Origin of the sequence: Amycolatopsis keratiniphila (assembly GCF_000400635.2) — a bacterium.
Classification (GTDB): Bacteria; Actinomycetota; Actinomycetes; order Mycobacteriales; family Pseudonocardiaceae; genus Amycolatopsis; species Amycolatopsis keratiniphila.
On record NC_021252.1, the window covers coordinates 4537924 to 4562008 of the forward strand.

At 68.7% G+C, this 24085-nt stretch carries 26 protein-coding genes and 1 pseudogene; 15 read left to right on the forward strand and 12 right to left on the reverse strand.

The features are described from left to right. Nucleotides 1-41 precede the first annotated feature (41 nt). Entirely contained in the window at nucleotides 42-665 is a 624-nt protein-coding gene (locus tag AORI_RS61650) for a cyclodeaminase/cyclohydrolase family protein (protein ID WP_016334477.1), read from the forward strand. Next, a complete protein-coding gene (locus AORI_RS61655; protein WP_016334478.1) occupies nucleotides 662-1495 on the forward strand; it encodes a bifunctional 5,10-methylenetetrahydrofolate dehydrogenase/5,10-methenyltetrahydrofolate cyclohydrolase in 834 nt (277 codons plus the stop codon). The genes AORI_RS61650 and AORI_RS61655 overlap by 4 nt, the downstream gene beginning before the upstream one ends. Nucleotides 1496-1675: 180 nt before the next feature. Here AORI_RS61655 and AORI_RS61660 read toward each other — a convergent pair whose 3' ends face one another. Beyond that, the gene (locus AORI_RS61660) at nucleotides 1676-2248 is read right to left on the reverse strand and encodes a TetR/AcrR family transcriptional regulator (RefSeq protein ID WP_016334479.1); all 573 of its coding nucleotides are present in this window, start codon (nucleotides 2246-2248) and stop codon (nucleotides 1676-1678) included. 113 nt (nucleotides 2249-2361) lie between these two features. On the opposite strand from AORI_RS61660, the gene AORI_RS61665 reads away from it, so the two are divergent. Further along, a complete protein-coding gene (locus AORI_RS61665; protein WP_043848134.1) occupies nucleotides 2362-3102 on the forward strand; it encodes a class I SAM-dependent methyltransferase in 741 nt (246 codons plus the stop codon). Between the two features lie 46 nt (nucleotides 3103-3148). Here the strand turns inward: AORI_RS61665 and AORI_RS61670 are convergent, their stop codons facing one another. The 4 genes from AORI_RS61670 to AORI_RS61685 form a co-directional block, all read right to left on the reverse strand. Further along, the gene (locus AORI_RS61670) at nucleotides 3149-4600 is read right to left on the reverse strand and encodes a cellulose binding domain-containing protein (RefSeq protein WP_016334481.1); all 1452 of its coding nucleotides are present in this window, start codon (nucleotides 4598-4600) and stop codon (nucleotides 3149-3151) included. Next, nucleotides 4597-6921, reverse strand: a complete 2325-nt coding sequence (locus AORI_RS61675) for a cellulose binding domain-containing protein (RefSeq protein ID WP_123798446.1) — start codon at nucleotides 6919-6921, stop codon at nucleotides 4597-4599. The genes AORI_RS61670 and AORI_RS61675 overlap by 4 nt, the downstream gene beginning before the upstream one ends. A gap of 99 nt (nucleotides 6922-7020) precedes the next feature. Further along, on the reverse strand, nucleotides 7021-7593 hold the full coding sequence (locus tag AORI_RS61680; protein ID WP_016334483.1) for an NADPH-dependent FMN reductase: 573 nt from the start codon (nucleotides 7591-7593) through the stop codon (nucleotides 7021-7023). A 24-nt stretch (nucleotides 7594-7617) separates the two neighbouring features. Then, nucleotides 7618-8805, reverse strand: coding sequence for an MFS transporter (locus tag AORI_RS61685; protein WP_016334484.1), 1188 nt, complete (start codon nucleotides 8803-8805; stop codon nucleotides 7618-7620). 48 nt (nucleotides 8806-8853) lie between these two features. Between AORI_RS61685 and AORI_RS61690 the strand changes: the two genes are divergently transcribed. After that, nucleotides 8854-9831 (forward strand): ArsR/SmtB family transcription factor, encoded by a 978-nt coding sequence (locus tag AORI_RS61690; RefSeq protein ID WP_016334485.1) that lies wholly within the window; start codon nucleotides 8854-8856, stop codon nucleotides 9829-9831. 5 nt (nucleotides 9832-9836) lie between these two features. On the opposite strand, the gene AORI_RS61695 is transcribed toward AORI_RS61690, so the two are convergent. Beyond that, nucleotides 9837-10202, reverse strand: a complete 366-nt coding sequence (locus AORI_RS61695; protein WP_007029562.1) for an RNA-binding S4 domain-containing protein — start codon at nucleotides 10200-10202, stop codon at nucleotides 9837-9839. 173 nt (nucleotides 10203-10375) lie between these two features. Here AORI_RS61695 and AORI_RS61700 point away from each other — a divergent pair, with 173 nt between their 5' ends. After that, nucleotides 10376-11917 (forward strand): GMC oxidoreductase, encoded by a 1542-nt coding sequence (locus tag AORI_RS61700; protein WP_016334487.1) that lies wholly within the window; start codon nucleotides 10376-10378, stop codon nucleotides 11915-11917. A gap of 42 nt (nucleotides 11918-11959) precedes the next feature. On the opposite strand, the gene AORI_RS61705 is transcribed toward AORI_RS61700, so the two are convergent. Both AORI_RS61705 and AORI_RS61710 read right to left on the reverse strand, forming a co-directional pair. Then, nucleotides 11960-12439, reverse strand: a complete 480-nt coding sequence (locus AORI_RS61705; protein WP_016334488.1) for a carboxymuconolactone decarboxylase family protein — start codon at nucleotides 12437-12439, stop codon at nucleotides 11960-11962. After that, nucleotides 12436-13515 (reverse strand): NAD(P)H-dependent amine dehydrogenase family protein, encoded by a 1080-nt coding sequence (locus tag AORI_RS61710; RefSeq protein WP_016334489.1) that lies wholly within the window; start codon nucleotides 13513-13515, stop codon nucleotides 12436-12438. Before AORI_RS61710 ends, AORI_RS61705 begins: the two co-directional genes overlap by 4 nt. 381 nt (nucleotides 13516-13896) lie before the next feature. On the opposite strand from AORI_RS61710, the gene AORI_RS61715 reads away from it, so the two are divergent. The 7 genes and pseudogenes from AORI_RS61715 (at nucleotide 13897) to AORI_RS84355 (ending at nucleotide 18653) form a co-directional block, all read left to right on the forward strand. After that, nucleotides 13897-15054 (forward strand): Cmx/CmrA family chloramphenicol efflux MFS transporter, encoded by a 1158-nt coding sequence (locus AORI_RS61715; protein ID WP_016334490.1) that lies wholly within the window; start codon nucleotides 13897-13899, stop codon nucleotides 15052-15054. Further along, nucleotides 15045-15641 carry a formylglycine-generating enzyme family protein gene (locus AORI_RS61720; RefSeq protein ID WP_016334491.1) on the forward strand — a complete coding sequence of 199 codons (597 nt, stop codon included), beginning with the start codon at nucleotides 15045-15047 and terminating at the stop codon, nucleotides 15639-15641. The genes AORI_RS61715 and AORI_RS61720 overlap by 10 nt, the downstream gene beginning before the upstream one ends. Before the next feature lie 82 nt (nucleotides 15642-15723). Then, nucleotides 15724-15987 (forward strand): amphi-Trp domain-containing protein, encoded by a 264-nt coding sequence (locus AORI_RS61725; protein ID WP_016334492.1) that lies wholly within the window; start codon nucleotides 15724-15726, stop codon nucleotides 15985-15987. 76 nt (nucleotides 15988-16063) lie between these two features. Beyond that, complete coding sequence (locus AORI_RS61730; protein WP_016334493.1) at nucleotides 16064-16555, forward strand: hypothetical protein; 492 nt, start codon at nucleotides 16064-16066, stop codon at nucleotides 16553-16555. Nucleotides 16556-16707: 152 nt separating this feature from the next. After that, complete coding sequence (locus tag AORI_RS61735) at nucleotides 16708-18054, forward strand: SNIPE associated domain-containing protein (RefSeq protein ID WP_016334494.1); 1347 nt, start codon at nucleotides 16708-16710, stop codon at nucleotides 18052-18054. Continuing rightward, nucleotides 18051-18188: pseudogene (locus AORI_RS84350) on the forward strand (DUF2510 domain-containing protein); the annotation flags it as partial. The gene AORI_RS61735 and the pseudogene AORI_RS84350, both read left to right, overlap by 4 nt. A 78-nt stretch (nucleotides 18189-18266) precedes the next feature. Continuing rightward, complete coding sequence (locus AORI_RS84355; RefSeq protein ID WP_228688414.1) at nucleotides 18267-18653, forward strand: PH domain-containing protein; 387 nt, start codon at nucleotides 18267-18269, stop codon at nucleotides 18651-18653. 24 nt (nucleotides 18654-18677) lie between these two features. Here AORI_RS84355 and AORI_RS61745 read toward each other — a convergent pair whose 3' ends face one another. Then, a complete protein-coding gene (locus AORI_RS61745; protein WP_016334496.1) occupies nucleotides 18678-19403 on the reverse strand; it encodes an SDR family oxidoreductase in 726 nt (241 codons plus the stop codon). 92 nt (nucleotides 19404-19495) lie between these two features. On the opposite strand from AORI_RS61745, the gene AORI_RS61750 reads away from it, so the two are divergent. Further along, on the forward strand, nucleotides 19496-20164 hold the full coding sequence (locus tag AORI_RS61750; RefSeq protein WP_016334497.1) for a TetR/AcrR family transcriptional regulator: 669 nt from the start codon (nucleotides 19496-19498) through the stop codon (nucleotides 20162-20164). A gap of 1 nt (nucleotide 20165) precedes the next feature. Here the strand turns inward: AORI_RS61750 and AORI_RS61755 are convergent, their stop codons facing one another. Continuing rightward, entirely contained in the window at nucleotides 20166-21014 is an 849-nt protein-coding gene (locus AORI_RS61755) for a fructosamine kinase family protein (protein WP_016334498.1), read from the reverse strand. Beyond that, the gene (locus AORI_RS61760; RefSeq protein ID WP_016334499.1) at nucleotides 21011-21847 is read right to left on the reverse strand and encodes a helix-turn-helix domain-containing protein; all 837 of its coding nucleotides are present in this window, start codon (nucleotides 21845-21847) and stop codon (nucleotides 21011-21013) included. Before AORI_RS61760 ends, AORI_RS61755 begins: the two co-directional genes overlap by 4 nt. Nucleotides 21848-21904: 57 nt before the next feature. On the opposite strand from AORI_RS61760, the gene AORI_RS61765 reads away from it, so the two are divergent. Continuing rightward, the gene (locus AORI_RS61765) at nucleotides 21905-22768 is read left to right on the forward strand and encodes an alpha/beta fold hydrolase (RefSeq protein ID WP_016334500.1); all 864 of its coding nucleotides are present in this window, start codon (nucleotides 21905-21907) and stop codon (nucleotides 22766-22768) included. Here AORI_RS61765 and AORI_RS61770 read toward each other — a convergent pair. Continuing rightward, nucleotides 22765-23142 (reverse strand): hypothetical protein, encoded by a 378-nt coding sequence (locus tag AORI_RS61770; protein ID WP_016334501.1) that lies wholly within the window; start codon nucleotides 23140-23142, stop codon nucleotides 22765-22767. The genes AORI_RS61765 and AORI_RS61770 overlap by 4 nt on opposite strands. 161 nt (nucleotides 23143-23303) lie before the next feature. Between AORI_RS61770 and AORI_RS61775 the strand changes: the two genes are divergently transcribed. Continuing rightward, on the forward strand, nucleotides 23304-24059 hold the full coding sequence (locus AORI_RS61775) for a thioesterase II family protein (protein ID WP_016334502.1): 756 nt from the start codon (nucleotides 23304-23306) through the stop codon (nucleotides 24057-24059). The last annotated feature ends 26 nt before the right edge of the window (nucleotides 24060-24085 follow it).

Consider the following 24085-nt stretch of genomic DNA (forward strand, 5'->3'; position numbering starts at 1 on the left):
GCTTCGGCGCGACGGTGAAATCAGCGGGAAGGGAACATCGCGTGGAGGCTCAACCGGTCGGTCAGTGGCTCGACGAGCTGGCATCGAAGGCCTCGACGCCCGGTGGTGGCGCGGGTGCCGCGATGAACGCCGCGGTCGGTGCCGCCCTGGTCTCCATGGTGTGCAACCTGACCATCGGCAAGCCGAAGTACGCCGAGCACGAGGCGACCATGACCGAGGCGCTGGCGAAGGCCGAAGACCTCCGTGCGCGCGCTCTCGGCCTCGCCGCCGACGACGCCGCCGCGTTCGACGCCGTGGTCGCCGCGTACAAGCTCCCCAAGGCCACCGACGAGGAGAAGCAGGCCCGCACGGCCGCGATCCAGGCCGCGCTGGTCGGCGCCGCCGAGGTGCCGCTGCGCACGGCCGCCCTCGCCGCCGAGGTGATCGACGTCGCCGCTTCGATCCTCGACGGTGCCAACACCAACGTCATCTCCGACATCGCGGTCGCGGCCTCGTCCGCGAAGTCCGCGCTCGAATCGGGCGTGGTCAACGTCGAGGTCAACCTCGCGTCCATGGCGGACGAGCAGCTCCGCAAGGAGACCGAGACCCGTCTCACCGAGTTCACCCCCGCGGCCGGGCGCGCCGACGCCCTGATCGCCCAGGTTCGCGAAAGGCTCGCCCGATGACCCTGATCGACGGGCGCGCGATCGCCGCCGCCATCACCGCCGAGGTCACCGAGACCGCCGCCAAGCTCCGCGAATCGGGCACCGCCCCGACGCTGGCCGTGCTCGTGCCGACCGACGACGACGCCACCGCCTGGTACGTACGCTCCATCGAGCGCGCTGCGAAGAAGGTCGGCGTCGACTGCCGCGTGGTCCAGCTCGAGAAGCCGACCGGCGCGGACGTCACCCGCGAGCTCGACAAGCTGTCCGCGGACCCGTCGGTGCACGGCATCATCTGCCAGACCCCGCTGCCCGAAGGCGTGACGCTCGACGACGTCGGCGCGCACATCGACCCGCGCAAGGACGTCGACGGCGCGAACCCGGTCAGCCTCGGCCGCCTCACCGCCGGCCTCCCGACCTACGCGCCCGCCACCGCCGCCGCGGTGCTGGAGATCCTGAAGCGCGAGCAGGTCGCCCTGTCCGGCGCCCAGGTCGCCGTCGTGGGCCGCTCGACGATCGTCGGCAAGCCCGCCGCGCTGCTGCTGCTCGGCGAGCACGCGACGGTGACCGTCTGCCACTCGCGCACCAAGGATCTCGCGGCGGTCACCAAGGCCGCGGACGTCCTGGTCGTGGCCGTCGGCCGCGCGCACTTCATCGGCGCGGACCACGTCAAGCCCGGTGCCGTGGTGATCGACGTCGGCACGAACCCGACTCCCGAAGGCGGGCTCGTCGGCGACGTCGACCAGGCCGCGGTCGAGGAGATCGCGGGTTCGATCACGCCGGTCCCCGGTGGCGTCGGCCCGGTGACGACGTCGCTGCTGCTGCGGCACACCGTCACCGCCGCGCAGTCCTGAACCACTGACGGAGGCGGCGAGTCCACTGAGGACTCGCCGCTTTCTCTTGGTATGGAGAAAGTGTCGCGGCGCGTGATCAGACGCCGCACTCGCGTGATTGAAGGCGGAACTCGCGTGATCAGAGGCGGAACTCGTGAGTTCCGGCTTCAATCACGCGAGATACGTCTCTGATCACGCGAGTCACGTCCCGATCACCGTCTCCACCACCTTCCGCACCTGTGCCGCCTCCGGCGCGGGAGCGGTGCGGTCCGCGTACAGCAGATGCGCGGCGCCGATGAGCGTGGCGGCCAAAGTCTCGACGTCGGCGTTTTCGGCGATCCGGCCCTGGTCCCGTTCCGCCTCGAGATAGCCGCCGATCATGACGGCGGCCTGGGTCAGCACGGGAACCCCGGCGGGCCATTCGCGACGTAGCCGCGCACGAAGCTCGTCGCGGAAGATCACGAGCGGGACGATCGCGACCGCGACCGACTCGAAGACCGCCGCGAGCGCCGCGGTGACGTTGTCCACGACCGTCCCGGTGCCGACGGCGTCCCGCAGGCCCTTCTCGTCGAGCTTCTCGATCCGGTCCAGCACGAACTCGGCGAGGAAACCGTCGAAGTCGTCGAAATGCCGGTGCAGCACGCCTTTCGCGCAGTCCGCCTCCGTGGTCACCGCCCGGCTGGTGAGTCCGCTCGGGCCGTCCCGCAGCAGCACCCGCTCGGCGGCGTCGAACAACTGCGCGCGGACGGCCCGCAAAGCCACTCCTGTCGGCATCCGGCTCCCTTGCGTTGACGAGTGGGCAAATGCCCACTTAAGGTGGGCGCATGCCCACTCTACCGTCGCGGCAGGAACCTCATCGCTATCGACAGGCCGCGGAATCCTTCGGCGTGGACGTCGAACGCTACGACCGGACCCGCCCCGCCTATCCCCCGGAACTCGTCGGCCACCTCATCGCCGCCGCTCCCGGCCGCGAGACCCTCGACGTCGGCGTCGGCACCGGCATCGAAGCACGCCAATTCCAAGCCGCGGGCTGTCGCGTGCTGGGCGTCGAGCCGGACGCGAGGATGGCCGAGTTCTCCCGGCGGAGCGGGATCGACGTCGAAGTCGCGAAGTTCGAAGATTGGGAACCCGCCGGACGCCGGTTCGACCTGCTCGTCTCCGGGCAGGCCTGGCATTGGGTCGACCCGGTGGCGGGCGCCGCCAAGGCAGCCGAAGTCCTACGGCCCGGCGGGCTCTTCGCCGCGTTCTGGCACGTACCCGAACCGCCGGAAGAGGTCGCGGACGCCTTGGCGGAGGCTTACCGGCGGCTCGTGCCGGACGCTCCGATCGACCTCAAGAGCGTGCCGAAACAGCCCTCTGACCCGTACGGGCCACTCGTCGTGAAGGTCGCCGACGGTCTGCGTGAAGCGGGCGGGTTCGGCGAGCCGGAACGAAGCCGTTACGACTGGGACCGGGTCTACACCCGTGACGAATGGCTGGACCAGCTCCCGACGTTCGGTTCGCTGACCTGGGTCGAATCCACAGTGCGACAAGAGATCCTCGCTGAAGTCGGGGCGGCGATCGACAGGATGGGCGGCCGGTTCACCACGCGTTACGCCACCGTCGCGATCACCGCGGTCCGCGACTGACCCGCCGGTGACGGGAGCCGCGCCGCTCCCGTCACCGGCGCGTCCGTCAAGGCGTGACGGGAATGTTGGTCAGCCCGTTCACCGCCCTGGACACGGTGTTGGACGCGTAGACGACGTTCGGGCGTTCCGAGCATTTCGACGTCGACGTGATCTTGATGGCGTACTGGCCGACGCCGCCGAGATCGGACTTGTTGTCCCGCCACACGTTCCCGCAGCCGTTCGGGAACGACGGGGTGGTAGCGGGATTGTGCGTCTCGTAACCGTTCGCGAAGGTTCCCGGCGAGGCGAAGGTGCCGGTGTTCCCCTCGATGACGTATCCGAATCCCTTGACGTCGACCCAGGAATCGGCCGAGTTCTGCCCGGAAACCCCTTGACCGTCGAAGGTGTTGCCGCGGATCACGCCGCCCTCGGTGCCCTCCTTGACGTCGATGCCCTCCGCGGCCACGTACGGTCCGATGTGGTTGTCGAGCACCTGGATCCGGTCGCTTCGGTCGACCCCGCCGGAGTTCCCGTGGCAGGCCCAGTTCGAGTTCGCCGAGCCGAGGTAGACGCCCTCGCCGTAACCGGCCTGCACGAGCCCGGTGTGGCTGATCGTCGAATCACGGATGACGCTGTCGGCCGAGGAACGGCGGAAGTGCACGGCCTCCTCGTCGATCCGGTGCACCCGCACGCCTTCGATCACCGTGTGATGCGAGTTGTCGGCGACGATCCCCTTCTTGGCTTCCTGCACGGTGAAACCCTTGAGATGCCAGTACGGCGCGCCATAGAGCCAGAACCCGTACCCGGAATCCCAGCCCGCCGTCGGAGCAGGACAGGAAGGCGCCTCACCGGACGGGCCGTCGTTGATCAGGACCGCCGTCGACGGTCCGGTCACCGTGATCGGCGCCGCCGCCGTGCCCGGTTTCGTCGCGACGAACGAGCCCCGGTACGTTCCCGCGGCCAGCCGGATGGTCCGGCCCGGGCTCGCCGCGGCCAGCGCGGCCTGCAGTTCCGCCGCTGTGCCCACGTCGACGACGTCCCCGGACGGCACGCTGGTGGTGGTCGTCGGTGAAGTGGTCGTGCTGGTCGGCGACGGCGGAGTGGTGGTCGTGGTCGGCGTCCCTCCCCCGCACGGGCTGCCGTTGATCGTGCAGCCGGTCGGCAGGCCGAGACCCGCGGTGTTGAAGCCGAAGGACGCCGTGCCGCCGGGTTTGATCGTGCCGTTGAAGGCGGCGTTGGTGACCTTGTAATGCTGCCCGGTCCTGGTGAGCACCGAACTCCACGACGTGGTGATCGCGGTGCCCTCGGGGAGATCGAACTCGATCGTCCACTGTGTACTGTTCGCGTCTCCCGCGTTCGTCAGCGTGTACTTCCCGCCGTATCCGCTGTCCCAGACCGAACCTTGCGCGAACGTCGCGGTCAGGCTCGGCGCGGCGGCCTCGGCCGTGACGACGGCTCCGAACAGTCCCGCCGCCGACGCCGTGGCCGCGATCGCGGCGAGCAGCCGTTTCCTGGTCATTCCGTGCCTCCGCATTTCGTTCCGGCGATCGAGCAGGCGAACGGCAGTCCCTGGCCGGCGGCGTTGAAGCCGAACGTCGCCGTGCCGCCGGGTTTGACGTTCCCGTTGTGGGTGGCGTTCCCGAATCGGTAGTGCTGTCCGGTCCTGGTCAGCACCGAACTCCAGGAACCGGTGATCGTCGTCCCGGCGGGCAGGTCGAACTCGACGGCCCACGAGCCCACGGAGGCCGAACACGTGTTGCTGATCGTGAAGCCGGCGCCGTAGCCGCTGTCCCACACCGACTTGCGGGTGAAGGACGCGTTCAGGCAGGCACTGGGGTTCTGCGTCGTCGTGGTGGACGTCGGTGTGGTCGTGGTCGGGCTTTGGCTGGTCGGGGACGACGGCGGAGTCCCGTCGACGGACTTCAGGAACAGCGACGACGAGGCATCGGTCTTGGAGGCGTCCACCCCGTGCCCGCCGGTGTAGTCACGCTGCTCGTTCTTCGCCCAGTCGGCGATCGGCGTGCCACCGATGTCAAGGTGCTTGTAGGCGGTGCCGTCCCACCCGAAGGAGTAGACGCGGTGCCGGTCGGCGTAGAAGTCGTTATACGGTCCGTTGTCCGCGAGCTGTTTGGTCATGGCGTTGTTGAAGAACACGTTGCGGTAGCCGGAGGCACCCGACCACTTGACGGCCTTCTTGCCCGCGCCCCACCAGATCGGGAACCAGTTCGAGTCGTCGGGACCGCCGCCGCCCTCCTCGCCGCAGTTGGCGCGGCAGTTCCCGGAACGGTGCGCGTACGGGACCTTGACCGTGTTGAGTTCGAAGAGGTTGTTGCGTTCCCAGCCGCCGTGGAGGTTCAGGTCCGAGTCGAACGAGTTGCCGATCACCACGTTGCCCGCGGCGGACCACTGGAAGGTGAAGTGCCGCAGCAGGGTCGAGGTGTTGCCCGCGTAGAGCGAATCCCAGACCCGGGAGCCGCGGAAGTAACCGTTGCCGCCCTTGCCCTTGTTCCACGAACCGTTGAGCTCGTTGTCCACGATCTGGAGGTTCTTCGCCTCCTCGGTGACGATCGGGTGCGAACCGGTCATGTCCGCGCGGATACCGCGGACCCAGGAGTTCGCCGCCCACTTGAACACGATCCCGTGCATCTCCGCGGCGGGCGCCATGTTCCCGTAGTTGTTGTTCGCCTCCGCGGGGTTCAGGCCCGGCATGTCCTGGGTGAAGCCGAGGTTCTCGAATCCGACGCCGAGCACCGGGTCGACCAGCGGCGCCGCCTTCGAGTCGTAGGTGGCGCCGTCGATCGGGGCCGAACCGTCCGAAGTGGAGTTCACCGGGACGTCGTACTCGAGCGGTTTGTCGAGGGTGATCTTGCGTGCCGTGGTGTCGAGCGCCGCGATCGTGAAGATCTGCTGGCGCATGTGCATGTTCAGCAACGGGAACGTCGTCGGCGTCGCTTGCTGCTGCTCGTAGAACTTCTGCGAGTTGGCCGCCCGGATGTTGACCAGGTTCCCGGCGGCGAGGGCGGTCAGGGCGCCGCTGCTCGCCAGGTGGACGACCTTGTCCCCCGTCCGCGCGGCGAACGCGGTGTCGCCCGGCTTGCCCCGCAGCTTCACCCCGGCCTTCCAGTGGACGTTGATCGTGCCCTCGAAGATGTCCTTGCGGTTCGCGGGCGCGGCGGCGTAGTCGCTCGCGTAGGACGTGTGCACGCCCCTGGACTGGACGCGGAACAGCCCGCGACCCGGCCACAACCAGCCGCCCTTGCCCGCGCCCGAGGTCATGCCGTCCTCGTCCCAGTCGGAACCGTCCGGGGTGAGGGTGTCGTAAAGGGTGTTCGCGTCCGGTTTGTAGACGAACTTCGTGGCGTCCTTGCCCGCGCCGCGGAGGATCAGGTAGTCGGCGTCGACGTGGATCTCGTGCGTGACGTCGAACCGGCCGGCCGGGAAGGTGATCGTGCTCAGCTTCGTGTAGCTCCCCGACGGCGAGCACGCGCTCTTGATCCCGTCGATGGCCGCCTGGATCCCGTTCGTGTCGTCGGCGCCGTCGTCGGGCTTGACGTTGTACTGGCTCGCCAGTTCGGCCGCGGTGACCTGGCAGGTGGCGTTCGGATTCACTTCACCCGAGCCGGGTAGCGCGGCACCACCGCGATACCCGGCTTTGGACCAGTCGTAGAGGCCGGCGACCGGCGCGCGGCGATTGGCCGCGCCGAGGTCGAGGCCGGTCAGCGCGCCTGGTCCCGGCGCCGCGTCCGCCGCTGTGGGCGGTACCTGCAGGAGTGCGGCGGTGGCGACCACGGCGGCGACCGCCGGTAGGACGGCACGACGAAGAGGACTTTTTCGGGACACCCGAAACCTCCGTGACGGACTGACGGAAGGTGTTGCGGCGTGTACACCCGGACCCCGCCTTTATAGTTCACGTCCCTGGCGTCCGTCAACGGATGTGAATCATGTCCATGTATGTGAACGGGCGAACGTCGAGATGTGGGTGTGGAAGGCCTCGAGATAGCGGCGGAGGAACGCTTCGGTTCCCTCGTCCGTCACCTTGCCGTTGTCCGTGATCAGCCCGTCGGTGTACCTGATGTAGGCCTCGGGCTGGCCCAGCACCGGGGAGTTGGTGAAGGACAGGATGCTCTTCAGGTGGTGCTGGGCGACCGCCGTGGAGATCAGTCCCGGCGACGCGCCGATCACCGCGGCGGGCTTCCCGTCGAGGGAGTTCGACCCCCACGGCCGGGTCGCCCAGTCGATCGCGTTCTTGAGCGCCCCCGGGATCGAGCGGTTGTACTCCGGCGTGACGAACAGGAGCGCGTCCGATCCCTCGATCGCCCGCTTCAGCTCCCGGGCCGCCGACGGGAAGTCCTGGTCGAGGTCGTGGTCGTACAGCGGCAGGTCGCGGATCGGGATCTCGGTGAACCGCAAGTCCTGTGGCGCCAGCCCGGCGAGCGCTCCGGCCAGCCGCCGGTTGATCGAACCGCGCGACAAGCTTCCGACCACATAACCGACTTCGTAGGTCATGCTCATTGCCTTTCTCGTTGTCGAACCGAATCAGAGGAAGCGGGCCCGGCGCCGCACCGGGCCGCCCAGGGCCGCGGCACCGAAGGCCGCGGCCAGACCCACCAGAGCGACGCCGCCCCAAAGCGCGCCAGGCCCGAACGGCAGCAGGAAGGAGCCGAGTACCGGCGCCAGAACAGCGCCCACCGACCAGCTCATCCCGGAAAGCCCCGCGTACGTGCCTTGCAACGCGGGTGGCGACAGGAGGGACACGATGGTCGGGATCGACCCCGCGACCGCGATCTCGCCCGCCGTCCAGATCACCACCGTGAGCGCGAGCCCTTTCGCGTCGTGCACGAAGGCGGTCAGCGCGAACCCCGCGGCCACGACCGCCGCCCCGGCCGCCAGCACCCGGTTGGGATCGAGCCGCGAGAGCCGGTTCCCGGCCAGGGGCTGCACGGCGACGATCAGGACGCCGTTGAGTGCCATGACCAGTCCGAAGTGGACACCGGCGATCCCCTGCCCGGCCATGGCGAGCGGCAGGGTCGTGAACGCCTGGGCGTACATGGCCCCGTAGGCCGTCGTCACGACGCTGAAGGCGAGCATCAACGGGTCCCGGAGCACGAGGCGCCACGCGCCGCTTTCCGCCGCCTCGGCCGGCCTGGATTCCGGCACCGCCCGCCACACGAGCACCGCGAACGCGATGGCGACGGCGGCGTTGACGCCGAACATCGCCGTCGCACCGCGGTCGGCGAACCAGCCGCCCGCCACCATCGCGACGGCGTAACCGAGGTTCACGCCCCAGAAGAGCAGGCCGTACGCCCGCGGCCGGACCGACGGCGGGACCAGGTCGGCCACCATGGCCTGCGACGCGGGACGGTAGGACTCGATGGTGAGCCCGAGCAAGAACGCCGTCAGCGCCACGAGCGGAAACCCGGTCGCCGCGCCCATCAGGACCATCGACGCCGAGGTCGCGAGCATGCCGCCGGTCAAGGTCACCCGCCGGCCGAAGCGATCGGCGAGCCGGCCCGCCAGCAGGTGCGAGAGCACCGAGCCGACCCCGAACACGGCCATCACCGCGCCGGTCTCGCCGACGCCGAAGCCCTGCACGCGGGTCAGGTAGACGGACAGGAACGGCTGCACCATCGCACCGGCGCGGTTGACGAGAACGCCCAGCCACAGCATCCAGAACGCACGCGGAAGCGAGAGCGGCCCGGCGGCCGGAGGGGTGAGGGTGATCATGCGGACCATCGTTGACCGGAAGTACCGGAGCCGATAAAAGTTTCAGTTGTGGCTGAATCCTCGTGGGCGGAGTTCGACTTCACCTCCAGCGACCTCGCCCGGCTGCGGTTCGCGTTCTCCCCCGCTTCCGAGGCGATCGCGAGCCTGCGGCTACTGCAGGATCCCGGGCGGCACGCGGTACACCTGCCCTGGATCCGCGCCGTCCGGCCGCTGCTGCGCGAACTCGACCTGCGCCTGCTCTTCGCACTGGTCCCACTCGGCGCCTACTTCGCGGACTTCCTGACCCCGCCACCGGCCAGCCCGGTCCCCGACATCGACGCCGAGCTCGACCGGATCGCCCGCGCCGACCTCGGCGAAGCCGTCGCGGAAGCCTCCCGGGTGCCCGCCGCCGCGAGCGACGTCGTGCAGCGGTTCCTCGCAGACCCCGCCGCCGGGGTCGCTCGGGCGGCCGACGAGCTCCGGCTCTACTGGGACACGGCACTGGCGAGCTTCTGGCCGCAGATCCGGGGCCTGTTCGAAGCGGAGATCTTCCGCCGCTCGCGCCAACTGGCCCGCGACGGGGCTGGGGCACTGTTCAACGATCTGCACCCGAACATCTCCTGGGACGACGGGCGGCTGAAGGTGCGCACCCGCGCGTGGAAACGCCGCGGGACGCTCGGCGGAGACGGCCTCATCCTGATCCCCAGCGTCTTCCACTGGCCCGACACCGCGGTGATGGCCGAGCCGTACCAGCCGATCGTCCTCTACCCCGCTCCCGGGGTCGCCACCGTGTGGGCACAAGACATCATCCCGACCACCGGCGCCCTCGACGCCCTGATCGGACGGACCCGGGCCCGCGTTCTAGTGGCCCTGTCCGAGAGCGTGACGACGACCGCGCTGGGTCGACGGCTCTCGATGGCGCCCGGTGCGGTCAGCCAGCATCTGAAGGTCCTGCACGACAACGGGCTGATCACCCGGCATCGCAGCGGACGAGAGGTCTTCTACGCGCGCTCGGCGCTCGGCGACACCTTGTGCGCCAACGGGTAGACCGATCAGCGCTCGCCGGAGCGGAAACGATCGAGCACGCGGCGTTCCCGTTTGGTCGGACGCCCCGCGCCCCGTTCCCGCCGCGCGACCGGCACGGCGGCCTCGGGCGGCGGCGCCGGCGTCCGGTCGATGAAACAGGTGGCCGCGTCGGCGGCACCGACCCGCTTCTGGATCACCCGCGTCACTTCCAGGATCCGCGTCGTGTCGTGCACCCGGGCACGGACCTCGTCACCCGCCACGACGGTGGTCGCGGGTTTGGCGGGTTTGCCGTTCACGCGGACATGGCCGCCACGGCACGCCGCTGCGGCGTCAGGACGCGTCTTGGTCAGCCGGACGGCCCACAGCCAGCGATCAACTCGAGTGGACTCCACAGCAGTACATAGTGGCCTATCGGTCGTCTTTATTGCCACTCGGTATAGACGCAGGTATAACTTGTTCTAAATCCCTCAACGGTGAGGAAGATCACGTGAGCGACGAAACCATGCAGAGAAGCGCTTCCGGACAGTTATCCCGCCGCCTCTTTATTGCTGGAACTGGTTCTATCTTGGGGGCCGCCGCCCTCGGCGGGACCGCTTCCGCGAAAAGTTCGATCGCCGACGCCGCCCGTATCCCCGCGCTCGTCGTCGGTTCCGGATACGGCGGCTGTGTCGCCGCGCTCCGGCTCGCCGAAGCCGGTGTCGACGTCCACCTCGTCGAACTCGGCATGGCATGGGACACCCCTGGCACGGACGGCAAGATCTTCGCCAACACCACCAAGCCCGACTATCGCTCCTTCTGGCTGCGGACGAGGACCAAGCAGCCGCTGAGCAACTTCCTCGGCTTCCCGCTCGACAAGGACGTCCCGCGCCATACCGGGATCCTCGACGCCGAAGAGTTCGGTGGCATCACCGTCTATCAGGGCCGCGGCGTCGGCGGCGGCTCACTGGTCAACGGCGGGATGGCCGTCACACCGAAGCGCGAGAACTTCGGGTCCGTCCTGCCCACGGTCGACGCGGACGAGATGTACGGCGTCTACTACCCGCGCGCCAACGCCGGTCTCGGCGTCGCCACCATCGACCCGGACTGGTTCGAGACCGCCGAGTGCTACCAGTACGCGCGAGTCGGCCGGAAGCACGCGCAGCGGTCCGGTTTCCCGTTCCTGTTCGTCCCGGACGTGTACGACTGGGACTACATGAAGAAGGAACAGGCGGGCACCGTGCCGAGGTCCGCGCTGGCCGGGGAGATCCTCTACGGCAACAACGCGGGCAAGAAGTCGTTGCAGCAGACCTATCTCCCGCGGATCAAGGCGACAGGGCGAGTAACGATCTCGGCGCTGCATCGCGTCACGTCGGTCACGCCCGCGTCCGGTGGCGGTTACACCGTGGCTATGGAGCAACTCGATACAAGCGGCACCGTGACGGCGACGAAGGCGGTCACCGCGGACAAGGTGTTCTTCGCGGCCGGCAGCGTCGGCACGAGCAAGCTGCTGGTCAAGCTCAAGGCGACCGGCGCCCTGCCCAACCTCAGCAACGAGGTCGGAAAAAGCTGGGGCGACAACGGAAACGTCATGTGCGGCCGGGCGAACCACATGTGGGACGCCACCGGCGCGCTGCAATCGTCCATCCCCACCGCGGGTATCGACAACTGGGCGGCGGGTGGCGCGTTCGCCGAGGTCGCGCCGCTGCCGACCGGCATCGAGACCTACGCCTCGTTCTATCTGTCGATCACCAAGAACCCCAACCGCGCGACGTTCTCCTGGAACCCGAGCGCGAACAAGGTCGACCTGAACTGGCAGACCGCCTGGAAACAGCCGTCGATCGAGATGGCGAAGACGATCTTCGACAAGATCAACGCGAAGGAGGGCACGATCTACCGGACCGACCTCTTCGGCGCGTACAAGATCTGGGGTGACCATCTCACCTACCACCCGCTCGGCGGCGCGGTGCTCGGCAAGGCGACCGACAATTACGGCAGGCTCCACGGATATCCGGGCCTTTACGTGATCGACGGCGCGTTGATTCCGGGTAATACCTCGGTGAACCCGTTCGTCACCATTACCGCGCTCGCGGAAAGGAACATCGAAAAGATCGTCGCCACCGATCTGTGACGACGAATCGAAATAGGCCGGGGCCGCCACCCCGGCCTATTCTCAGAACTTCGGAAGAACGCAGACGGTGTCGATGCCCAAAACGTGGTTCAGCCGTCCGAAGGCGAGCCACGAACCGATGCTCATGCTCAGTTCGACGATCTCCTTCTGGCTGTAGTGCTCGGCCATCCGCTTCCAGAATTCGTCGTCGATGCCGTGGTGGTCGAGCGCGTAGCGTTCGGCGTACTCGGCGGCCAGGCGGGTCCGGTCGTCGAAGGCGTCGGTGGTGCGCCACTCGGTCACCGCGTCGGCGAACTCCTCCTCGACCTTCACCCCGTCGCGTTCGGTCCGCCAGTCCAGGCAGAAGACGCAGCCGTTGATCTGCGCGATCCGCAGCCGGGCCGCCTCGAACTCGCGGAGCCCCAGCGTGGTGTGCGAGTACACCGCGAGCGACAGGTTCGATGCCGCGACACCGATCCCGGGCACCATCTCGCCCCAGACGTAGCCGATCGGGTCCTTGCCCTCGGGAATGTCGATGTTCATCGCGCGCTCCTTCCGAGCTTGCCGGTGGCCGGTCGCAATGGGACGTCGAGTGCGTCGTAAAGGCCCGGTTTGGCATCCACGAGCCAGTCGATGGCGCCGACCAGCCTGCCGACCGCGGTCGCGTTGCCGCCGGCGGACCGGTTCTCGCCCTCGTCGGTGGCCTCGACCGAAACCTCGATCCTGGGACGGCCTTCGATGATCACCTTGTGCGCCCCGTCGCCGCTGGGCGGCATCGGCCAGTCCGGCGCGCACGAGGCGTGGATCCGGGTGACGTGCTCGACCACGATGCGGGGTTCGCCGTCCACGATCCCCTGCACTTCGAACCGGACAGCGCCCTGCGTGCCCGCTTCGAACTCGCCCATCGCCCGCGTGGTCACGGTTTCCTCGAGCGGGCGGCGGTCGAGCGTTTCGCGGATCTCGTCCAGTTCGACGCCGAGACCGCGGGCGATGAGCCGCACCTGCCCGCCCCACACCATCGTGGGTACCGACGGGGCCAGCATCGGCGGCTGGTAGTCCATCGGCTGCCCCATCCCGACCAGATATCGGACGGAATCCGGCTGGTCGTAGGTGGAGTAGTCGAAGATCTCCTGGCAGCGGACCGCGTCCACGGTGGTGCCGAGCCCGCTGATCAGCAACGGCAGGATGTCGTTGCCCCAGCCGGGATCCACGCCGGAGACGAACAGTGAGCCGCCGCCGTCCGCGATCGCCGCGAGCACCGGCTCACGCAGTTCGTCCGGCGCGTTGCACTGGTCGTACAGCGCGTAGAGCGCGGGCGTCACCACCACCGTCCCGGCCCGGACCGCGCGGACGATGTCGGCCAGCGCTTCGGCGGGCCGGATGTCGCCGGACGCCGCGTACACCACCGCCCGTGGACCCGCCGCCAGGACCGCTTCGACGTCATCGGTCGCCGCCACACCCAGTTCGCCGTCGATCTCCGCGAGCGCGGCCGCGTCACGGCCGACCTTCGCGGGATCGTGCACGAGTACCCCGGTGAGTTCCAGCGCCGGATGCGCGTCGACGGCCCGGATGGAGGCACGGCCGATGTTGCCCGTACCCCAGACAACCGTGGGAATCATGAAGTCGAGGTTAACCGAATCCGAGTTCGGTTCCCAGTACCGAAACAATCACGAAAACCGCAGGTCAGAGTGCATTACTCGGGTTCATTCGAGTGGGCAACGAAAGCGTTCCGGTACGCGGAACGAGCGTCGTTTTCCCGGCTCCCGGCAATACCCGTTGGACCGTTCGCGCGGTGTCTGTGTAGTGTGCGCTCTCGTGACGAGCCCCGAGTCGGACAGAACCCCGCCGCCGGTCATCCGGCGGCGAGTCGTCGTGTCCGGCCGTTAGGCATCGGCCTGCTCGCTTCCCGGTGACCGGAGCGCTGTTCCGTGCGTCCGGCCGGGTTTTCCTCCTGTCCAGCGCACGGCTCCTCCTGTTCACTTTTTCTTGGGAGTCGTCCGTTGCCCCTGTTCGTCTATGTCCTCGGCCTTGCCGTGTTCGCGCAAGGCACCTCCGAATTCATGGCCTCCGGTCTCGTACCGGGGATCGCCGACGAGTTGTCCGTCCCGGTGGGCGCGGCCGCCGCGCTGACGTCGGCCTATGCCGTCGGAATGATCTTCGGCGCCCCCGCGATGGCCGTGCTCAGCGCGCGCTGGCCCCGACGGCGAGCGTTGGCCGGGTTCCTGACCGCCTTCGTCGTAGTGCACGTCATCGGCGCCGTCACGACGAGCTTCCCGGTGCTGTTCGGCACCCGGATCGTCGCGGCGGTGGTCAACGCCGGCTTCCTCGCCGTGGCGATGCCGGTCGCGGTCGCGCTGGCGCCACAAGGGAAACAAGCGCGAGCGACCGCGATCCTGTTGTCGGGTATCACGCTGTCGTGTGTCGCCGGAGTGCCTGCGGGTGCCGTACTCGGTGATCTCGCGGGCTGGCGTTCCGCGTTCTGGGCGGTCGCCGCGCTCTGCCTTCCCGCGCTGGTGCTGGTGTTCCGTTCGGCACCGGCCGACGCGGCGAGCCCGTCCGAAGTCTCGATCAGGCGCGAAATGCGCGAGCTGAAATCACCACCCGTGCGGCAGGCGATGCTCCTCGGCGCGTTGGTCAACGGTGCGACCTTCACGACGTTCGCCTTCCTCGCCGTCATCGCGACGGACGTCGCCCACCTTCCCGCCGGAGCGGTTTCCGGCCTGCTGGCGGCGTTCGGCGTCGGCGCGTTCCTCGGTGTCACGGTGGCGGGCCGCAAGGGGAACGGCGAACTCCGGCGCGGTCTGGTCCTCGGGTTGTGCGCCCTGCCGGCCGGCTGGGCGGCGCTGGCGATGACCGGGGCGCAGCCGGTCGCGTTGTTCGTCCTGGCGACCGTCCAAGGTGGACTGTCGTTCGGCTGCGGTTCCGCGCTCATCGCGCGGGTCATGCACGTGGCTCCCGGAGCCCCGGCCCTGGGTGGTTCGTTCGCGACGGTCGCGTTCAACGTCGGCGCGTTCGTGGGACCGGTGCTCGCCGGTTTCGTCACGGAGTCGACCGGTGACTACCGGGACGCCGTCTGGATCAGTGCGGCGATCGCCGTTGTCGCGCTTCCGCTCGTGCTGTGGCGGGGCTGGGTAACATCGGCCGGACCATGGAAATGATCACCGTCCCGGCGGGCCCGGCGAGGCTGACGGACCGGCGGACGCAGCGGAGCTGGACCGTCGACGTCGCGTCCTTCCTGCTCGCCCCCGTTCCGGTCACCCAGAAGATCGGAAGGCTTCCTCTCGTCGACGTCTCCTGGCAGGACGCCCTCCGGTTCTGTAACACGCTGTCCGAGCGTGAGGGGCTGACTCCCGTCTATGAGCTGGAATCCTCGACGTGGGACCGGTCCGCGGACGGCTACCGCCTGCCCACCGAAGCGGAATGGGAACACGCCTGCCGCGCCGGCACGACCGGTCCCCGCTACGGGCCGCTCGACGAGATCGCTTGGTACCGCGAGAACTCGGCGGGGTCCCTGCACGACGTCGGCGGGAAGGCGCCCAACGCGTGGGGCCTGCACGACATGCTCGGCAACGTCTGGGAGTGGTGCTGGGACGTGTACGACGCCGAGGTGTACGGCGAATACCGCGTCCTGAAGGGCGGTGGCTGGTTCGACGAGCACTGGAGCTGCCGGGCCTCGGTGCGGCGGCGCAGTCACCCGACCTTCCGGGTCGACGACGTCGGCTTCCGCGTCGCCAGGTCACTGTGACCCCGGCCTCTCGTGCGTGTCGATCACCCGATTGAATGACGCCAGGACACCCGGCCAGGGTGTCGGACCTCTGGAGGAAACCGTGACCGGAACCGCTCCCCGAGACGTCGAACGCGTCTACTCCACCGCCGACGTCGTCGCGAAACTGCGCCGGCTCGCCGACGCGCTCGAGTCCGAGACCTCGTTCCGCATCCAGATCGCCGGGGAACGGTTCCGCGTCCCCGCCCGCGCACAGTTCTCGATCGAGCACGAGCGCGGCGACGGTGAGGAAGAGGTCGAGTTCCAGCTGAAGTGGAAGATCGAAGAGACCGATTCGGACGACGACGCCGAAGGCACCGTCGTCTGATCTTTCTGTCCACAAAGGACAGGGCGGGCCCGTATACCCTTGGCGGGCCCGCCCTCTTCTTCACTACCGTTCGCCTGTGACCAAGAGCTATGACCGCCGGGCCTTCGCCCTCTCCTACCTCGCGGCCCAGCCCGAGTACTCGCATGGGTTCAGCGATGACGATTCCGAATACAACGACGCCCTCAGGGCCTACCGGGAACGGCTGTTCAAAGGGTTGGAGTCGCTCTTCGGACTCGAACTGACGTGGGACGGCGTCTCCGACAGGACCGACGGCTCCGTGCTCTTCGTGCTGTTCAGCAGCGCCGCCCGGAACCATCTGGGAGTCGAGGCATCGGGCTTCCTCGAAGGCGGACTGCTCGTCAAGGCGCTGGAACGGGCCGGACAGGACGGTCCCGTGCTCGCGTCGATGAGCCGGAGTATCGACCTGCGAGACAGACTGTGGGCGTCCTACGTCGACACGATGGAACTGGTACTCGGCATCCTGCTCGGTGAGCGGGCGGACGACGTGTTCACTTCGGCCGACCTTCGCGCGGTCGGTGTGGACGACACCGAGCCCCGGGAGCGATGAGGGGGCCCAGAGCCACATCCAGAGCCGTTACTCCGGTTCAGTGAACCGGCGGCTCCCGCGCCGATCCGCGTAACACCGCGTGGTCTCTCCAAGATTCGGAAGTAGCACTGGAACCGGCGATCTTGGCCGGCGCCGATCCGGGAGGAAGCACCGTGGCGTTGTTCGGCAACAATCAGAGCGCGGAGGTCGCCGCGCTCCACCAGCAACTCGCCGCCGCCCACGCGACGATCGCCGAGCTGAGGAACTGGGTCGGACACCTTCGGGGCACCGAGACCGCCGTGTTGGAAGCCGACCTTCGCCGGTTGAAGGCGACGGTCGAGCAGGCCAAGGCCGAGCACTCGGCGCAAACGGCCGCTCGTGAGCAGTTGGCGGCCGAGCTGGAATCTTGGCGTTCCCAGCTCGTGGAGACCCGTGAACTCGCGTTGTTGCAGCAGGTGGGCATCTACGAATACGCCCATCCACTCGAGGACGCGCTGGCGTACAAGGACGCGCTCACCGAGCTGCGGGCACGGATCAAGACCGCCGCGAAGACCGACGCCGTGACCTGCCAGGTCGATTGGGCGGTCAACGGCTCCGTCAAAGAAGGCCAGAAACTGGGCCGTGACATGGCCAAGTTGATGCTCCGGGCATACAACGCCGAAGCCGACAACGCGGTCCGCGTGGTCAAACCGCACACTGTGGAATCCGTCAAGACCCGGCTGACGACCACGCGGGACACGATCGGCAAGCTCGGCGCGCTGATGCGCATCGTCGTCTCCAGCGACTACCACCGGCTCAGGCTCAAGGAGATCGAGCTGACCGCCGACTACCTGATGAAGGTCGAGGTCGAACGCGAAGCCGCGCGAGAAGAACGTGCCAGGCTCCGCGAAGAGGCGAAGGTCATGAAGGAGGTCGAGCGAGAACGTGCGCGTCTGGCGAAGGAGCGTGCCCACTACGCCACGGTCCTCGCAAGACTTGAGGCCAAGGGGGACGTCGAAGGCCTGGTCCGCGCGAAGGAGCAGTTGGCGGCCGTCGACGACGCCATAGCCGGGGTCGAACAGCGGGCGGCCAACATCCGTGCCGGCTACGTCTACGTCATCTCGAATCTGGGCGCGTTCGGGCCCGACGTGGTGAAGATCGGGATGACCCGACGCCTCGAACCGATGGACCGCGTCCGGGAACTCGGCGATGCCTCCGTTCCGTTCCGGTTCGACGTCCACGGGCTCTTCTTCTCCGAAGACGCCGTCGCGCTTGAGACCGCCCTGCATCAGCGACTGGCAGCCGACCGTGTCAACATGGTGAATCCACGCCGGGAGTTCTTCTACGCCACGCCGGCGCGCGTCAAGGAGCTCCTCACCGAACTCGGTGACGACCACATCCTCGAATACAAGGACACCGCGGATGCCGTCGAATGGCGAGCATCCCGTCGCGACACCGATTCGGCGCACGCGCTGTCCGGTGCCTCGAACACCGACGCGGGTGATGATGGTGACCTGTCTTCGGACGGCGACCTGACATGACCTACGCACCTCAGCCGCCCGCCCCCTCGCCAGTGCCTCACCGTCCTCCTTCGTGGTTTCCGGATCCTTTGGACGACGCCCTGCTGCGGTACTGGGACGGGCATCGCTGGACCTTCCACACCGCCGTTCGCCCAGCTCCCGCGCCGTCAGCGGTCGAACGGCCGCGACAGGCGCCGCAACCCGCTCCCGTTCCGGCGATGCGCCCCGACATCGTGGCCGCGTTGCAGAATGTCCGTGGAGTCCTGGTGGGCTCGATGAAGGAGGTGAACCTCCTTCCCGGTTACCTCCGGCCGGAAGAGCAGGTGCTCGCGCTCACCGCCGCACAAGGCGAAGGCCAGGGCGTACTCGCCTGCACGAACCGTCGGCTGCTGTTCCTTTTCGTGGGGGTCGTACGCCGTCAGTTCCTCGAAGTCGACTGGAACCGGACAAAGCACATCTTCTACTCCCAGTCCACCAAGACCTTCTCGGTCTACACGACGAAGTTCAGCAAGCGGGCTGTTCCCGCGTTCACCGTTCGGGTCAATAACCTCAACGACGCCAATGCCATCGCCCACGCCGCCCAGTCCGCCGCCGCGGCGCCTCGGCTGGACGTCGTTTGAACCGGCCTTACCAAGCGGGCAGTCTCAAACGATGCCGCCGTTCGCGCGAAGCACCTGCCCGTTGACCCATCGCGCCGGACCGGCGAGGAACGAGACGACCTCGGCGATGTCGGACGGCGTGCCGAGGCGTTCGAGCGGGGGCTGCGCCGCCATGCTCGCGATGGTCGCCTCGTCCTTGCCGTCGAGGAACAGCGCCGTCGCGGTCGGGCCGGGGGCGACCGCGTTCACGGTGATGTCGCGGCCGCGCAGTTCGCGGGCGAGGACCAGGGTGACGGCCTCGACCGCACCCTTCGTGGCGGCATAGGCCGCGTATCCCGGCAGGGCGAGGCCGAGCACCGACGTGGAGAAGTTGATGATCGCGCCGCCGTTGCGCACGCGGCGGGCGGCCTGCTGGTCGACCACGAAGGTGCCGCGAATGTTGGTGCGGTGCAACCGGTCCAGCCGGTCGAGATCCAGTTCGGCCACCGGCGCGAGGTACATGATGCCCGCCGCGTGGACCACGACGTCGACCCCGCCGAAGGTATTCTCCGCGGTGTCGAACACGGCCTCGACGGCCCGCTCGTCGGCGACGTCGGCTTGGGCCGCGATCGCCTGACCGCCGGCGGCGGTGATCGCGTCGACAGCGGCCTGCGCCTCGTCCTTGTTGCCGCCGTACCCGACGACGACCGCGAACCCGTCCGACGCGAGCCGCTCGGCGGACTCCCTGCCGATGCCCCGCGACCCACCGGTGACGATCGCTACACGTGCCATGCCATGCTCCCATCAGGCGTTTCCGTTGATAACAGTATCACCGTATCACCGATATCGAACCAGTGCTACCGACCGAGTGTTATCGTCGATACATGACGACGAAAGACCGGTTGGTCCGCGCGGCGGCCGAGCTTCTGCGGGAAGGCGGGCGCGAGGCTTTGTCGACGCGTGCGGTCAGCGCCGCCGCCGGAGTCCAGGCACCGACGCTCTACCGGACCTTCGGCGACAAGGACGGCCTGCTCGACGCCGTCGCCACGTATGGCTTCAAGAGCTACCTGGAGGGGAAACACGCCCTCGGCGAGACCGACGACCCGGTGGGCGACCTGCGGCGAGGCTGGGACCTGCACGTCGAGTTCGGGCTTCAGCAGCCGGCCTTCTACATGCTCATGTACGGCGAGCCTCGCGTCCGCGAAGCCCGCCGCGAGGCGGACGCGATCCTCCGCCGGATCGTCGGACGCATCGCCGAGGCCGGCCGGCTGCGCGTCCCGGTCGAACAGGCCGCGCAACTGGTGCACGCGACCGGGATGGGCGTGATCCTCTCGTTCCTCGCCAGCCCGCCCGAGCAACGCGACCCGGACCTCATCGTCGCCGCGCGCGAACACGTCATCGCGGCCATCACCACCGACAGCACGGACGAGGCGTCGGACATCCCCAGCCGTGCGATCGCGCTCAAAGCCGCGCTGGAAAAGGAACCTGGCGACGCGCTGACGCCGGCCGAGCACGCGATGCTCGCCGAATGGCTCGACCGCCTCGCCCGGTGACCTACCGGCCGACGGCCTTCGCCGCCGCGACCGCCTGCCCGGCGTAGGACCGTCCGAAAAGGACGGTGTGGACCAGGAGCGGGAACAGCTGGTGCGCGCCGATCCGGTCGGTCCAGCCGTCGGCGAGCGGAGCGACCTCCTGGTAGGCGGCGAGCACCCGGTCCAGCAACGGGCAGCCGAACAACTGCAGCATGGCGAGATCGGTTTCGCGATGGCCGCCGTGCGCCGCCGGATCGATGAGCGAGGCTTCGACGGGTCCCCACAGCACATTGCCGTTCCACAGATCGCCGTGCAGACGCGCCGGAGGTTCGGTCACCTCCGGGAGCCGCGCGCAGGCCCGCTCGATGACGGCTGCCTCGTCAGCGGTCAAAGTGCCCTCGTCGACGGCACGGCGGACATAGGGCAGGACCCGGTACTCGGCGTACCACCGCGGCCAGTCCTCCCCCGGCGTGTTTCTCATCGGTGCCAGGCCGATCCACGCGTCGACGGGCCCGTCCGGCGGTGCCGCGCCGAACGCGGGCGCGCCCGCCGCGTGCAGTGCCGCGAGCCCTCGCCCCAACCGCTCCGCCGCGTGATGCGTCGGCCGTCCTCCGCCGACCAGGTCCGTGACCAGCCACTCGTCGTCGTGACCGCGGACCTCGGGCACCCGCACGGCACCGGGCTCCCCCAGCCACCGCAGACCCGCTGCCTCCGCGGGTGTCGCGTTCCGGGCATGGCCCCGTTTGACGACCACCGTGTCGCCGCTGTCCAGCACCACTTCGGTCACCCCGCTCGAGAGGCTTCTCTGCTCGGAAACCGAGCGTCCGGTGATCCTCGTGGCAGCCTCGGCAGGCGGCGAAACCTGGGTCATGTCCGCAACCTACCTCCGATCGGGTGAACGAACAGCCCCGCCGGTTTCCCGACCTCGGTCGGGCTGCATCCGGTCAACGCCCGGAACTCACGGGCGAGATGCGCCTGATCGCTGTATCCGCCCAGGTGCGCGACCTCGGCCCACGACAGGGACGACGCCCTGTCCAGCAGTCTCAATACACGATTGAGCCGCGCGATCCGCCCGGCCGTGCGGGGATTCAGCCCGATCTGCTCGCGAAACCGGGCGTTGAGATGCTGCCTGCTCCAGCCGATCTCGCCGGCGAGGGCGTCGACACGGACCGGGCCCGCCGCAAGCCGGTCCCACGCGTGCCGGACCGGGGCCGCCAGCACGGGGCCGCGAGCCAGCTTCGCCGCGAGATAGTCGTCCAGCAGCCGGAATCGCTCCGGCCAGTCCGCGGCCTCGGCCAGCCGTTCGGTCAACGGTCCGGCCGTCAGCAGCTCGGACGCCGCGACCACCGAATTCGTCAGCTCCCGCAGCGGAATCCCGAACAACGCGTACGAACCGAGCGGGGTCAGGGTGACGATGATGCCGCGCGAAGCCCCGGCCTGTTCGACGCGCAACGGCCGGTCCCGCAGCCCCAGCACCGGCGAATCGGGGATCCCGGCACCGCGGACCGGAGCGTCGAGGTCGATCACCCAGGTGAGCACGGACAACGGAGTGATCTGCCAGGAGTTCGCGCCCGCGTCGGGAAGATCGTGCGCCACGTAGCTCGCCACATGGGCGGCCAGCGCGGGATGCGGCCACCTGAGCATCCGCTCGCCGGGCGCACGGGTGATGTCCAGCCGCGGCACCACGAGACCCCACCCGCCCATGCCTTCACTTTACTTTCGTTCAAGACCGGGACCGTGGCTCCGCCTAGCGTTCGGCGCATGCGGAATATCGGGGGATTCAGAAATCCGGCGGCCGAGAAGCGCTATTTCGCCGCCTATGACCGAGCCATGGCCGAGTGCCCGGAGCCGGGTGCGGTCTTCGACGTCGACACGCGTCACGGCACCACACGGGTCTATCGCTACGGCGACGGCGGCACGCCGATCGCCCTCCTGCCGGGGCTCATGGCCACCTCAGCCTGTTTCGCGGCGCTGATTCCCGCCTTGGCCGAGCGGCACGCGGTATACGCGATCGACACTCTCGGCGAAGCGGGCCGAAGCGTGCACAAAGTCCCTTTCGAAGACCTTCGTGACCGCGCGAGCGCTCTCGACGCCGTCTTCGAGAGCCTCGGATTGACGGATGTCCATCTCGTGGGCGGTTCGACCGGCGGTTGGCACGCGGTCAACCAGGCCATCCACGCTCCCGGCAGACTCGCGTCCATCGGCTTGCTCGACGCCACCACCGTTTCGGCGCCGTTCTCCCGGCGCGTGTTCTGGTACGGCCTGCCCGCGGCCGTGCTCGACAGCGATCGCCTGTGGCGGCGGTTCACGGCGTGGTCCGCCGGGGAGGACGTTCTCGACCAGCCCGCCGCCCGGCTCGTTCTCGCCGGGATCCGGTGCTATCGCGCCCGGGTTCCGTTCCAGGTCTGCCCGAGCGAGGCGGCGCTACGGTCCATCGAAGTGCCCACGCTCGCCCTGTTCGGCGGGCGCAGTGTCGTGCACGATCCGGTCGCCGCCGCCGCACGACTCGAAAGCCTGCTCCCCCATGCCGACGTCGAGATCCTCCCGGACGCCGGGCACTACCTCTATCTACGCCCGCAGGATCGCGACCGGATCATCGAGCGTGTCCTCGCGTGGGCAGGCTAGGCGGCCAGCGCACGGGAACGGCGGCGCGCGGCGGCCAGGCTGGCCCGGCACGCGGCGATCAGCCGGGCGGAGGCGGCGCTTTCGCCGTGGCCGCACCGAGGGCAGAACATCGTGACGTCACCGGACAGTTCGTCGATGGAGACGGTCAACGCGGTCGCGCACGAACGGCACCAGCGATGCCGCGTGACGGGGTTGACGTGCAACGGCGAGGCCACGCACTGGTGGATCCAGCGGCCGTGCACGTGGCAGGTCAGGCGGTCGTCCGGGGACAGGCGGCCGATGTCTTCCGCGTCGTCCTCCATCGCCAGCAGAACCGGCAAGGTGCGGCTCACCGGGTTCAGCCGCGTGGTCGAGGCCAGTGTCGTGGTGTTCATCGCTTTCTCCTTCCGGCTCTTATCAAGACGTCGAACGGGCAGTGCCAGATACGACACGGCCGGGCATCTTTTCCCGAAGAGCTCCCCCTCGCGGGTGAATTGATCTTGGCCGAATCCGAACCGTTACCCCATTCGGGTTAATGGCGCGTATCTTTCGGATCATGACGGCCGCACTGCTCTCACTGTCCACATCAGACAGTCGCGGCCGCGGCTACCTGCTGTTTCCGCCCGCCGGCGGCACGCTCCAGGCATTCGAGCAACTCGCCGGCGCGACGGACGCGGACGTTCGAGGCATCGAATACGCCGGGCACGGCGGAAGGCTCGCGGAGCCACCGGCTTCCACTGTCGAAGAACTCGCCGCGCAGTCGGCGGCCGCAGTGCCGACGGCATGGTTCTCCCGTTCCGTGACGATCGCCTTCGGCATGGGCGCCTTCGTCGCTGTGGAAACGGCTCAACGGCTGGGCGTGTCGCCTCGCGCGCTGATCGTCGTGGACGCGTGCGCCCCGCAACGGCGTTCACCGGACAAGAACGCCAAAGCGGGCGCCTCGGCGATGGGGCGGGTGTTCGGCCGTACCGGGCTCACCCCTGTCGCGGGCTACCGCGACTCGCCCGAAAGCTGGGAGTACGCCCTGGACCTGCTGCTCGGCGATCTCCAGCTCCTGAACGCGTACCGGGGGCCTGCGCGGACCCAGCTCTCGTGCCCGATCGCGGCGATCCGCGGCGCCGACGACCCCGCGTCCGCTTCCGGCGACGACGCCACGGGCGGCTGGCGGGTGTGGACGTCCGGCCCGTTCGTGGGCCGCGTCGTCCCCGGCGGCTACCTGGGCGTTCTCGAATCCGGCCGGGAGGCCGAGTTCTGGGCGCGGATCCACCGGCTGGAAGCCGCCTTCGTCTCCGCCGAGCCGGAAGTCGCCTAGGTCGACTTACACCGGTGACGTCGTCC

Coding starts and splice junctions, on each gene's coding strand:
- AORI_RS61655 (WP_016334478.1), top strand. CDS start 662: ATGACCCTGATCGACGGGCGCGCGATCGCCGCCGCCATCACCGCCGAG.
- AORI_RS61660 (WP_016334479.1), bottom strand. CDS start 2,248: ATGCCGACAGGAGTGGCTTTGCGGGCCGTCCGCGCGCAGTTGTTCGAC.
- AORI_RS61670 (WP_016334481.1), bottom strand. CDS start 4,600: ATGACCAGGAAACGGCTGCTCGCCGCGATCGCGGCCACGGCGTCGGCG.
- AORI_RS61680 (WP_016334483.1), bottom strand. CDS start 7,593: ATGAGCATGACCTACGAAGTCGGTTATGTGGTCGGAAGCTTGTCGCGC.
- AORI_RS61685 (WP_016334484.1), bottom strand. CDS start 8,805: ATGATCACCCTCACCCCTCCGGCCGCCGGGCCGCTCTCGCTTCCGCGT.
- AORI_RS61705 (WP_016334488.1), bottom strand. CDS start 12,439: ATGAACATCGACATTCCCGAGGGCAAGGACCCGATCGGCTACGTCTGG.
- AORI_RS61710 (WP_016334489.1), bottom strand. CDS start 13,515: ATGATTCCCACGGTTGTCTGGGGTACGGGCAACATCGGCCGTGCCTCC.
- AORI_RS61720 (WP_016334491.1), top strand. CDS start 15,045: ATGGAAATGATCACCGTCCCGGCGGGCCCGGCGAGGCTGACGGACCGG.
- AORI_RS61745 (WP_016334496.1), bottom strand. CDS start 19,403: ATGGCACGTGTAGCGATCGTCACCGGTGGGTCGCGGGGCATCGGCAGG.
- AORI_RS61750 (WP_016334497.1), top strand. CDS start 19,496: ATGACGACGAAAGACCGGTTGGTCCGCGCGGCGGCCGAGCTTCTGCGG.
- AORI_RS61755 (WP_016334498.1), bottom strand. CDS start 21,014: ATGACCCAGGTTTCGCCGCCTGCCGAGGCTGCCACGAGGATCACCGGA.
- AORI_RS61760 (WP_016334499.1), bottom strand. CDS start 21,847: ATGGGCGGGTGGGGTCTCGTGGTGCCGCGGCTGGACATCACCCGTGCG.
- AORI_RS61765 (WP_016334500.1), top strand. CDS start 21,905: ATGCGGAATATCGGGGGATTCAGAAATCCGGCGGCCGAGAAGCGCTAT.
- AORI_RS61770 (WP_016334501.1), bottom strand. CDS start 23,142: ATGAACACCACGACACTGGCCTCGACCACGCGGCTGAACCCGGTGAGC.
- AORI_RS61775 (WP_016334502.1), top strand. CDS start 23,304: ATGACGGCCGCACTGCTCTCACTGTCCACATCAGACAGTCGCGGCCGC.